The organism is Clostridium sp. CTA-5 (assembly GCF_054768135.1).
The window spans coordinates 113,516-125,737 of the sequence record NZ_BAAAAT010000004.1; the positions used below are offsets into that span (position 1 = coordinate 113,516).

The following is a 12,222-nucleotide window of genomic DNA, read 5'->3' on the forward strand; positions in this document are numbered from 1 at the left end:
GAAATGTTAATTATAAATAATCAAATGATTTATTAAATCAACATTTTACTTTATTAAGATAAGATTATTAAGTGAAATTTAAAAATTCATTTAATAAAGTATAACTAAAATTGATGAATGATTATGTGCAAACTATAGAATTTATTGTTATAATTTATATAAATATAATATTTATTACATAATTGTTAGTCATTTGAAAAAAGGAGATAAAAATAAAATTTATGCTAAAGTATAATATTAATATTACTAAATTTGAAATTGTTGATAAAGCTTTTTCATATAAAAAAGCTAATATAGTAGGAACTTTAATTATGATTCCTGTATTTATTATATCTTTTATAATATATTCAAGTATATATTCAGGCAATGCTTGGAATTATAATAGCAAATTTATTTTTTTAATCTTTATGTTAGGAATAATAATACATGAATTTATACATGCTTTTACCTGGAATTTGTTCAGTAAACATAAATGGAAACATATTAAATTTGGTATAGATAAAAAGAGTTGTTGCCCTTATACGCACTGTAATGAAATATTACCTATTAATTGTTATAGAATAGGGGTTATAGCGCCCTTTTTATTAACAGGCGTATTACCATTTATATTAGGTTTAAAATTACAGAATACTACAATTATATATACAAGCATTTTATTAATGTGTTGTTCCTCCGGAGATTTCATGATTTTATATACTATTTATAAAGAAAAAAATCTTCATTTGTTATAGATCATCCAACTTTATGTGGATGCACTGTTTATAGAAGAAAGAGAGTAGTGAGAAAAAGGATTAGTAATTTAAAATAATATACATAGTTTTATAGAAAAATAAGCAATAAATTTTATATGATTGTATAATTGGTGAATTAGATATAAATTATAAAAAGTATTATATAAGGGTTAAATATGTTATATAAGTGTTAAATATAGATAAAATAACAGATAAATTTTAAATATAAAATTAAAATTTATCTGTTATTTATGCTATAATTTAATATGTAAAATCGTAATTTATAACTATAGTATAGGAGGACAAAATGAGTAATTTTACGTTAATAGTAGATATTTTCTTACATCTTGATAAATATTTAGGAACAGTAATAAATAATTATGGAATGGAAACATATTTAATTTTGTTTTTTATAATATTTTGTGAAACAGGTTTAGTAGTAACTCCATTTTTACCAGGAGATTCACTTATTTTTGCAGCAGCTACATTTGCAGCACTTGGAGCTATTAATATTTACATATTAATACCAATTTTAATAGTATCAGCAGTTTTAGGGGATACAGTAAATTATGAGATAGGAAGATTATTAGGGAAAAAGGCCTTTAAGATTTGCAATGGTAAACTTATAAAGAAAGAGCATATAGATAAAACTAATGAGTTTTATGAAAAATATGGTGGTAAAACAATAATTTTTGCAAGATTTATTCCTATAGTTCGTACTTTTGCACCTTTTGTAGCAGGAATAGGTAAAATGAATTATAAAAACTTTTTCTTATTTAATGCAATTGGTGGAAGTTTATGGGTACTGATTGTAGCATTATGTGGATACTTTTTTGGACAGGTAGAATTTATAAAAAATAATTTTTCAATAGTTGTTATTATGATTATATTTATTTCTATTTTACCTGCAATAATTGAGTTTGCAAAACATAAGTTAAAAAAATCTATAATTGATTAATAAGCTACATTGTTGTTGTGACTAAAGTGCATATCTCAAATTAGAGATGTGCACTTTATTAAGTTAAATATATAAGTTCTAATAAAACTTGTTCACTAATGCTGAAAAAAGTGAAAGATTAGAATTGCTTTTATTTTAATTTAAATGTAAAGTATAAATGAAAGTTTATACTTTAAACTAATTTTAAATTTTAGGAGAAGGATAATGAATATACAAATATTTGGAGTTAAAAAATGTTTTGATACAAAAAAGGCAGAAAGATATTTTAAGGAAAGAAAAATAAATTTTCAATTTATAGATTTAAATGAAAAGGGTATGAGTAAAGGGGAACTTTCAAGTGTTTTAGCAAGCATAAATATAAATGATTTAATAAATTCTAAATCTAAAGACTTTGTTAAGTTAAATTTAAACAATATAAGAAGCAGTGAAATAAAAGCAGAAATATTATTAAAGAATCCCAAAGTGATGAATACTCCAGTAGTAAGAAATGGTAAGAAGGCTACTGTAGGTTATAAACCTGAAATTTGGGAAACTTGGGAATAAAAATAAGTCTATCAATAATGATAGACTTATTTTTGTTTAGTGTTTTTTTTACGTTTCTTAGTATTTTTTTTCATAACAGAATAACCAAATGACCCTATAGGCTTTTTACTTAATGGAAAATATTCTCCATGACAATAAGAAATTAAATTTGCATTCTCAAAATGAATTTTTCCATTTTCATCTAGTAAATTTGAATCAATATGAGAGCATAAAACTTCGGCTATAAACATATCATGTGATCCTAAAGGAACAATATTAGTTACTTTACATTCAATATTAATAGGACATTCATCTATGTAAGGTGTAGAGATTTTATCACTATCTTTTAATGTGAAATTCATTTCCTCTATCTTATTATTTTTTTTTCCTGAGCGGACTCCACAATAATCTACAGCTTTAACCAGATCAGAACTAGGCAAGTTTACAACAAACTCCATAGATTCTTTTATATATTCATAAGAAAGCCTTTCTGGTCTTATTGAAATATATAACATAGGAGGTCTAGTAGAAGCAGTACCAGTCCATCCAACTGTAAAAACGTTAGTTTCACCTTGTTTGTTTTTAGAAGTAATTAATACTACGGGTACAGGGTTTAAAATTGCACTACCCTTAAATTGAATTTTATCCATATCTATTCTCCTATGTAAATAAAACTTATAATTTAGTTATTTTTAATATCTTCTTCTGTAACGTCTTCTTCTATTTCTATTATTTTTAGCCATATTTCTAATAAATAATATTAATGTAACGATTATAATAGCTATTATTAATACAGTACCATATAATAATAAATTATCTTTGAAAATTTTGCCTAAAGATATTCCAACTGTACCTTTAACTTCTTCACTATAATTTCTAGCGTTATATGTTAATTTAGTATCTTTATTAAAAGCAAGTTTCCAAGCACTACCATTTGAGGGGTTATAAGTTATCTCTGAATCCTTATCGTTTATATCATTTTTATAATACATTACATCTTGAGTTAAAGTTATTGGAACAGTAATAGTTTTTGTTGGTCCAAAGAATCCAAATGGCTTGTATTGTAAATCAGTAGTACCAACTTCTTCATTTGCTTTTTTATATACTTCTTTTTGTGCCGCATAACTATAATCCATAATTGCGTCCATGTCATTAAATTTAGTCATATCAGCATTATCAATTTGTCTACTTTTAAGTACTACACCTATTAATTGTCTTCCTTCTCTTTCATATACAGTAGCTAAACATCCACCAGCAGCATTTGTTACTCCAGTTTTTCCAGCAACATTACCGTTTCTACCTAAACCTAGATTTCTATTTTGCAAAATTATTCTAGTATTTCCGATATTTATTGGTGATTCTTTTAATTCCATAGTTTCTTTTTCCCATGGATTTTCAAAAGCAGCTTTAGTAATTAATGATAAATCATATGCTGTAGTATAATGGTTTGGATCATGCAGACCATTAGCAGTAACAAAATTACTGTTATTAGCACCTAATTCTTTTGCTCTTTTGTTCATTAAATCTGCAAATGCAGTTGAACTACCAGCAACATTATCAGCAATCATATAAGCAGTATCATTACCAGAGAAAAGTAGTAATCCTTTCATTACATCATCAGCAAGCATTTTATCTCCAATTTGCATTCCGTTTTTCATGTAGTTAATGTTTAAAGAATATTCAGGTTGATCTTTAGCTGACTTTGTAAAAGTAATTTCTTGATTTTTACTCATATTTTCAGCTAACAATAAGCCTGTTAAAAGCTTAGTAGTACTCGCTGGATATCTTTTGCTGTCTGCATCTTTAGAATAGATTATCTCTCCAGTCTTTAAATCCATTGTTAAAGCTGCTTCAGCTTGAATTGTTGGTGATTTTTGTGTTTTTGATTCACTAGCATAACTCTTTAAAGAAAAAGGTGTAAATAGTGAAATGGAAAGAGTTAATGCAAGTGTTTTTAAAATAAAATTTTTTTTCAAGTAAGATCTCCCCATCTCTATATTAATATATTAAAACAACATTAAGTATAACATTTATGTTACATAATAACAATAAAATCAACGTAATTAGAGATAAATATAGCAATTATAGTTATTATATTTACCTCTAATTACTACATATATATTAAGATTTTTTGAACAAACTATATATAACAACATAAAAGGTTTGAAAAGGGGTGAATAGTATGAAAAATTATGCAAAATATGTTATATTAATTGTTCTAAGTTTATTAATGTTTTGTAATTCATTTACTGTAAATGCATTACAAAATACAGAAAGAAAAATCGTATATTTAACTTTTGATGATGGGCCGTCACCTCATAATACAGAAAATATATTAAGTATATTAAATGAAAATAATGTAAGAGCTACATTTTGTGTAATAGGGTCCAATGCATTAAGATACAAAAATACTATTAAACATTTGGATGAGTATAATATGGCAATAATACCTCACTGCAATAATCACAAATACGATGAATTATATTCATCAACGGAATATTATATTAATGATTTAAAAACTTGTATGAAAATAATAAATAATTTAACTAATAAAAATAAAACATTTAATTTTGTTAGAATGCCAGGAGGATCTGATAATCTTGTTTGTAATTCTGATGTTTTATATAATATAAAAACTGAACTTAAAAGAAAAAAAATAAATTATATAGATTGGAGTGTAGATTCAGGAGATGCTTCTGCAAAATTAGTTTCAGCAGAAAATATAGAAAATAATATTCAAAAACAAGTAGGCATAAATAAAATTGAAGTAGTATTAATGCATGATTTAGATAATAAAATAACTACAGCAGATGCACTTCAGGATGTTATTGATAGATATAAAAAGCTAGGGTATGAATTTAAAACTCTTAATGAAGTTGAAGATTGGGAGATTGAATATTTAACTAATAAACGTATTATAAATAAATAAAAGTAATTATAAATAAATTTATATAAAATATAACTGGGTAAATTTCTTATTTGCCCAGTTATATTTTATGTATATATTATTTTTTATCTAATTCCTTATTTAATCTTTCATGAATAGTTTTTTTAGCATTTACTTCAAAAGAATCATCTAATCCTTCTAAAGTTATATCTTTAGAATATTTTTTTGATAAAGCTAAGCTTAATAATTTATCAGCAAATTCAGGATTTTTAGATAAAAAAGAACCATGGAAGTAAGAACAAAATGTATTCTTATATATGCATCCTTCATATCCATCTTCACCATTGTTACCGTATCCATGAATACACTTTCCAAGAGGAGTGTTATTATTTATATAAGTTCTACCTGAATGATTTTCAAAACCAATGTAGGTTTGATTAAATTCTTCATTGTAAATTTCTGTGTTTCCAATAAATCTATTATTTCCTCCTTCCGTATATATATCTAATATTCCAAGTCCATCAATTTTTTCACCATTAGGAGCAGTATAATAGTTACCTAATAGTTGATATCCTCCGCAGATAGCAAGAAGTACTTTTCCTTCTTCTATATATTCTGTTAAACTTTCTTTTTTTATTTTATTTAAATCATCTGATACAATAGATTGTTCATAATCTTGTCCGCCACCAAAGAAAATTATATCTATTTCATCTTTATTTAATTCATCATTTAAAGACGAGTTAATAATATTTACATTAATACCTCTAGATTCAGCTCTATGTTTTAAAATTAATACATTACCTATATCACCATATACATTTAATAGGTCAGGATATAAGTGACAAATAGTTAATTCCAAAGTGTTACCTCCTTTAATTACCATAATTTTTTTATGTAGCCTTTTGAATGAAGGTATTTTCTATAGTTTATCATTGCAGTATATGTTGCAAGAATATATACTTTTGAACAGCTACTACTTTTTATTGATTCTGTTAATTTATCATAATCTTCTTGGAGTATGAATTTTTCTTTATCAAGGCCTGCTATTTTTAATCGTACAGCCATGTCATACATTCTTATACCAGAAACAAATATACTCTGAATTGGAAGTGATGATATTTTTTCAAAATCTACATCCCAAATCCAAGAAACATCTCTACCATCAGCATAGTTATCATTTAATAAAAATGCAGCTGAAAAGTCCTCTTTATTAAGGCAAAGAGTGTCTAATGCCTGATTATAACCAGCAGGGTTTTTAACTAAAATTATTTCAACATGTTTATTATCTATTTGTATTTGTTCTTGTCTACCAAAACTTGAGTTTTGATTTTGAAGAGAACTTGCAATTATATTATCTTCAACTCCGAGTTCTTTTGTTATTGCATAAGCACATAAAGCATTATAAATATTATAAGCTCCAGATTGGCTTATTAAGATTTCAGTATCATTAATAAGAACAGATGAATTTTCAGGAGTTAAATCAAAAATTTTATTAACTGAATAAGATAATTTAGGTCTTTTATATCCACATTCATCACAATAAAAATCTCCTAAATGATTGTAAGTTACAAAATTATAAGAGTATCTAGCTTTACATACTTTACAAAATTTTGAATCTGCATTTATATCTATAGAAGAATTTTCTGAAATAGGAGTATTAAATCCATAATATATAATAGGATTTTTTAAATCTAATTTTCCAAGTAAAGATTCATCTCCATTTAAAATTAATTTAGAAGAGGGTACTTTTACAACACCTTCTAAAATTTTATTTAAAGTTGTATAAACTTCACCATATCTATCTAACTGATCCCTAAATAAATTTGTTACGGTTATTATTTCAGGAGTAATATGCTCAGTGATAAATTTAACATTAGCTTCATCAACTTCGATTACAGCATATCTATTTTCTATCTTTTTAAAGAACTTGTAATTTGATATAAAACAAGCGGTAATGCCCGGATATAGATTAGCCCCTGTGTTATTAGTTATGACATTAAAGCCTTTTTCCTTTAGTATGTTTGTAATCATACTAGTTGTTGTTGTTTTTCCATTAGTTCCAGTTACTAATATTACATTGTAACCAGCACTAACCTTTTTTAAGATTGTCTTATCAACTTTCAAAGCTACTTTTCCAGGAAAAGTACTTCCGCCTTTTAAAATATGTTTTGAAAGAAAAGCAGTACTTTTTGCTAAAAGTATACTTAAAATAGATTTAATACTTATTTTAGTCACCACCTAATCAAATTTTAAGGTATATTAAAAAGAAATAATAGATAATAATATCAATTTTTAATCCATTATTTTTAACAATATACTTAATAATAATAATATAAGATTTTACCATAAATATCAAAAATAATACTAAAATCTTGTATAAGTATATCATAAATTTTTAATGAACCCAATAAGTCATATTAAAGAAAATAGCATATAAAAATATATTATATATTTTGCTTAAGATAAGGAGGTTAAATCAGTTAAAAGAGAGGTATTAATTAATTTAATTTAAGAAATAGAATGTATACGATACAAGTATGTTATTTTATTATTCTTTAAATGTGAATTATGTTAATAAAACAATAAATATGGATTTTTATATCAAGGTTTGTTAAAATATAAGACAAGCGTAGAATTAATGGAAAATAAAAAATAGAATAAAGACTATTTATAACATAAATTGAAAAACATTTAATTTACCAATTAAAGTAAGGAGTGTACATATGGAAAAGATAAATAAGAGTTCTTTTCTACAAAAGATATCTCAGAGTTACAAGAAATTTTGCAAAAAATATAACTATTTTAGTTCAATAATAACAATTATTTTAACAATGACATTAACAATGGGAATAGTAGTTGCTACTAAAAATATTATGCCAACAAATGAAGTGGTGTCGATTGCAAGTAATCCAGCAGAAGAAGCTTTTTATAATAAAAATTATGATGCAGCTATTGGAGAATATCAAGAGTTACAAGAAAAATCACAATGGCCAGCGGCAAATCTTAAAATTGCAGAGATTTATTCTATTAAATGTAATTATGTAAAATCTAATGAGATGCTTTCTAAGGTATATGAAACTAGAAATAAATCAATTGCTAATGTTGATAAGAAAGAATTACAAGAATGTTCAGATGATGAATTAACCAATGAATTAGTAACTACATATTTTATGAATGGAGAGTCTAAAAAAGCATTAGAGTATGGTGAAGTATTCTTAAAAGAGAATCCTAATAATAAAAAATTATTAAATACAGTATTCACCATTTATATTATGAATAATCAACAAGATAAAGCTAAAGAAATAGTTAACAATTATTCAAATGAAAATTTAGATTCAGATGAATTAGCTATTTTAGCTAGAATGAATATGTTAACTGGGAATTGGGAAAATGGATTAAACCTTTTAGAAGATGCATGGAACAAAGATAATGCAGAAATAATGGTATTTGATGTTATAGAACAAGTAGCTTCATATAATAAAGATGAATTTACAAAAAGACTTTCAGCATTAGAACAAAAGAATTCTAATAAAGAATTTTATGAAATATGTTTAGCTAAAGTATATTCAATGACTAAAGAATCAGCACAAAAAAGTATAGACATTATTAAAAATATTTCTGATAAAGTAGAAGATAAGAGAATGATAAAACTTATAGAATATCAGGCTTATAAAAATATTGGACAAGAAGGATCACAAAAAGCATTACAAGAAATTTTAAATGATAATCCAGAATCATTTATAGATTTATATATTGCATCATTATATAGTTATGAAAATGGAGATTGTAAATCAGCTCTTAATTATGCAAAAAAGAGTATTTTAGAAAATAAAGATTATTCAAATACTTATGGTATTTTAATACCTAATATAATGATAAAAGAATCTAAAGGAGACGCATCAAAATTAGAAGCTATAGAACCGTATTTTAGAATTTCTTTAAATAAAGAATTATTTAATCCTTCAGTAGCAGTTAAGATTGCACAATATTACTCAAATGCTGTTAAGGATTCGAACAAATCATTACAATATTATGATATTGCTGCAAAAATGAATCCTAATAATGCTGAGATATACTATAATTCGGCATTAATTAAAATTAATAATCAAAGAGAAGATGAAGCATTAGAATTATTAAATAAAAGTATAAAATTAGATAACAAAACTTCAAAATATTATAGAACATTAGGAACATTATACTTAAATAAAGGAAAAAATGAAGAAGCTATAAAAGCTATAAGAAAAGCATATGATATTGATAAAAATGATATTTTAACATTAAATAATGCAGGATATTATTATATAACAGTTGAAGGTGATGCAGATAGAGCTTTAGCTAATCTTAAGGCAGCTTATGAAGGTATTAATGAAAAAACTGATAATAAGACTAAAGAGACAATAATTGATAATTACAATAGAATTAAAAATTATAAAAAAGGTGATAAAAACGGATCAGCAATTTCACAATTTAAATTAGTTGAGTAATTATATTAATGATGGGGAATTTATCTCCATCATTAATATTTAAGCACATTCAAAAAATAATAGACCAGTATGATCGTCTATTTTGTGTGATACGGTGCCAGAAAATTTAGCTAATAGAATCACTATTAACTAAATTTACCTTCTTGTTTGACGCAAAAATATACAACGTCTCTTTAATCTATTATTTTATTTGATGTAATTTATTAAAGAAATTATGGTAAAAAAATAATTTATGTTTTAAAATAAATTTAGTGTTTTAGTAAAATACAGTTATTTTGTAATCATTAGTATGGAGGGAAATATGTATCCAATAAAATTTGAAAATCTATATTATGAAAGAATATGGGGAGGAAGAGATTTAGCATCATTTAGAGATAATATGCCAGAAGGAACTATAGGAGAAAGCTGGGATATAGCTTGTCATGAAAATGGAGTAGGGGTAGTAGTTAATGGTAGTTTAAAAGGAATGTCATTTGAAGAAATAATAAAATTATATAGAGATGATATTATAGGAAAAGAAATTAAAGATGAAAAATTTCCACTTTTAATCAAATTAATAAATGCTAAAGATAAATTGTCAGTTCAGGTACATCCAAATGATGAATATGCTAATAGGGTAGAAAAAGATTCTGGAAAAACAGAAGCATGGTATGTGTTAAGTGCTGAAGAAAATTCACATTTGATTGTTGGGACGAAGGATTGTGATAAAGAAAAATTTAAAAATGCAATAGAAAATGGAGATTTAGATAAATATTTAAATAAGATTCCAGTTAAAAAAGGTGACTTTTTTTATGTACAAAGTGGTTTAGTGCATGCTATATGTGAAGGAGTTATAATAGCTGAAATTCAACAAAGCAGTGATACAACATATAGGGTATACGATTATAACAGGGGAAGAGAAATACATGTAGAAAAAGCTTTGGATGTTATTGATTTTTCACTTAAGGGTGAAAATTCTAATGGGATTTTAATTGAATGTGTAGAGTGTGATAAGATTTATTTATGTTTAAGTGAATATTTTACAATACAAAAGTATATAGTAAAAAGTTCTATAAAAGAAGAAAGTGATAAAAATAGATTTTATTTATTTACTTGTGTAGAAGGTGATGGAAAGATTAAATATTCTGAAGGAGAAGAAGAAATTAAGTTTGGAGATAGCATATTAGTTCCAGCAAATTTAGGTGAGTACGAATTAATAGGGAATTTTACTTTATTAAAAAGTTATGTACCAGATATAGAAAAAGAAAAAAAAGAAATATTAAAACATGTTATTAAATAATATGTGTTATTTTAATTGGGTGTTAATATTGTAAATGGTTCATAATCTTAAATAACAATAAGCTTATAGAGAACTTTCTTATTGACAATTTATAAATCCAAACTAAGTGGAAAAAACTTAATTGGAAAGATTAAAGAATAAAATACAAATTGTAAACGCTCCATTAAACTGGTGTAACCACCTTTGTTCTATAAGGGAGATGAGTAAAATGAGGAATATGGGGATGAAAAAACTTATAAAAGTAATTTTACTTATTATAGTAGTAGGGTCTTTATTTTTTATAAAGTTTTCAAAAGAGAATCCTAAAAAAGAATTTGAAGTTTTAACTTGGAATAATTACTATAATGAAAATAATATTGCTTTTTTTTATGAGAATAGTGATGATAAAAAAATTAAATTGTTAGAATCAACTTATAATGTAGAAAAAACATTAGAACAAGAAGATAATGAGTTAAATAAAATTTTAAAAACTACAGATATTTTAAATAGTATAGTTAAATATGATGATGTAGCTGATTTGGATTTAAAATCAGGTTATGATATTTTAAAAGAAAAAGCTGATAGCAAAAAAGTGTCAGGAAATAATATGGCAATTATAGAAAGGGACCTATTGACTTCAATTGGATTAACTAGTAGGGTGGGTGTATTTAGAAGCAGAAATTTAAATAATAATTCAAAGTGTGAATACTATGTTGTTGAGTATTGGAGTAAAGAAAGAAATAAATGGATTATGATAGATTTTTTAGATAGAGGTTATTTTAAAGAAGGAGATAATACATTATCTGCAAGTGAAATCTTAACTAAGGATATTAATAAATTATCATATGTTGGAAAAACAAAAGAAAAAAATTATAAAAGTGATTTAAACCAATATTTAAATTCTTATACTATATCTATAGATAATACTATAGAATCTATCAAAAGTAATACTTATATAACATATGTAAAGAATAGAGAATCTGTAGAAATTAAATTGAAAAATAAATTTCTTCCACCAACAATTTATACGCAGGAAAGTAAGCTATTAGAAAAGAATCCACAAGATAACAAGGTTGGAAATGATGAAAAATCATATATAATTTTAATGAAGAAAAATGATTTGGTAGAAATAACTAATGCAAATAAAGAAAAAGAAGAAAAATCTAAGGGAGATACTATGATAGTAGGTGCTTTTAAAAATGGGAAAATAATAGATGAGTATTATTTAAATATTAATGAAAGCGGATATGAAAAGGTTAATAAATATAAAGAAATAGAGATGAATTTAGGGCAAACAAGCGTTGATTTGTCTTTAGATGGAATAAATCCAATAAGTAATATAAATTTAAGGAAAAATTAATAATATATTACCAAAATAATAT

General features: G+C 24.7%; 11 protein-coding genes. 7 read left to right on the top strand and 4 right to left on the bottom strand.

The genetic code is table 11. The features are described 5' to 3' along the window. Window positions 1-221: 221 nt before the first annotated feature. The 3 genes from ACYUET_RS10150 to ACYUET_RS10160 all read left to right on the top strand — a co-directional run bounded on the left by ACYUET_RS10150 (window position 222) and on the right by ACYUET_RS10160 (window position 2,232). The gene (locus tag ACYUET_RS10150) at window positions 222-731 is read left to right on the top strand and encodes a DUF3267 domain-containing protein (protein WP_460279285.1); all 510 of its coding nucleotides are present in this window, start codon (window positions 222-224) and stop codon (window positions 729-731) included. Between the two features lie 307 nt (window positions 732-1,038). After that, a complete protein-coding gene (locus ACYUET_RS10155) occupies window positions 1,039-1,689 on the top strand; it encodes a DedA family protein (protein ID WP_460279287.1) in 651 nt (216 codons plus the stop codon). Between the two features lie 204 nt (window positions 1,690-1,893). Beyond that, the gene (locus ACYUET_RS10160) at window positions 1,894-2,232 is read left to right on the top strand and encodes an arsenate reductase family protein (protein WP_460279288.1); all 339 of its coding nucleotides are present in this window, start codon (window positions 1,894-1,896) and stop codon (window positions 2,230-2,232) included. 26 nt (window positions 2,233-2,258) lie between these two features. On the opposite strand, the gene ACYUET_RS10165 is transcribed toward ACYUET_RS10160, so the two are convergent. After that, the gene (locus ACYUET_RS10165) at window positions 2,259-2,861 is read right to left on the bottom strand and encodes a flavin reductase family protein (protein ID WP_460279290.1); all 603 of its coding nucleotides are present in this window, start codon (window positions 2,859-2,861) and stop codon (window positions 2,259-2,261) included. Between the two features lie 42 nt (window positions 2,862-2,903). After that, window positions 2,904-4,187, bottom strand: a complete 1,284-nt coding sequence (locus tag ACYUET_RS10170) for a D-alanyl-D-alanine carboxypeptidase family protein (protein WP_460279292.1) — start codon at window positions 4,185-4,187, stop codon at window positions 2,904-2,906. Window positions 4,188-4,393: 206 nt separating this feature from the next. Between ACYUET_RS10170 and ACYUET_RS10175 the strand changes: the two genes are divergently transcribed. Then, window positions 4,394-5,140 carry a polysaccharide deacetylase family protein gene (locus ACYUET_RS10175; RefSeq protein ID WP_460279294.1) on the top strand — a complete coding sequence of 249 codons (747 nt, stop codon included), beginning with the start codon at window positions 4,394-4,396 and terminating at the stop codon, window positions 5,138-5,140. A 76-nt stretch (window positions 5,141-5,216) separates the two neighbouring features. On the opposite strand, the gene ACYUET_RS10180 is transcribed toward ACYUET_RS10175, so the two are convergent. Continuing rightward, window positions 5,217-5,957 carry a type 1 glutamine amidotransferase gene (locus ACYUET_RS10180; RefSeq protein WP_460279296.1) on the bottom strand — a complete coding sequence of 247 codons (741 nt, stop codon included), beginning with the start codon at window positions 5,955-5,957 and terminating at the stop codon, window positions 5,217-5,219. 17 nt (window positions 5,958-5,974) lie between these two features. Beyond that, window positions 5,975-7,333, bottom strand: a complete 1,359-nt coding sequence (locus ACYUET_RS10185) for a MurT ligase domain-containing protein (RefSeq protein ID WP_460279297.1) — start codon at window positions 7,331-7,333, stop codon at window positions 5,975-5,977. Window positions 7,334-7,821: 488 nt separating this feature from the next. Here ACYUET_RS10185 and ACYUET_RS10190 point away from each other — a divergent pair, with 488 nt between their 5' ends. The 3 genes from ACYUET_RS10190 (at window position 7,822) to ACYUET_RS10200 (ending at window position 12,200) form a co-directional block, all read left to right on the top strand. After that, window positions 7,822-9,582 carry a tetratricopeptide repeat protein gene (locus tag ACYUET_RS10190; RefSeq protein ID WP_460279299.1) on the top strand — a complete coding sequence of 587 codons (1,761 nt, stop codon included), beginning with the start codon at window positions 7,822-7,824 and terminating at the stop codon, window positions 9,580-9,582. Window positions 9,583-9,883: 301 nt separating this feature from the next. Next, on the top strand, window positions 9,884-10,861 hold the full coding sequence (locus ACYUET_RS10195) for a type I phosphomannose isomerase catalytic subunit (RefSeq protein ID WP_460279300.1): 978 nt from the start codon (window positions 9,884-9,886) through the stop codon (window positions 10,859-10,861). 208 nt (window positions 10,862-11,069) lie between these two features. After that, entirely contained in the window at window positions 11,070-12,200 is a 1,131-nt protein-coding gene (locus ACYUET_RS10200) for a hypothetical protein (protein ID WP_460279302.1), read from the top strand. Window positions 12,201-12,222 lie beyond the last annotated feature (22 nt).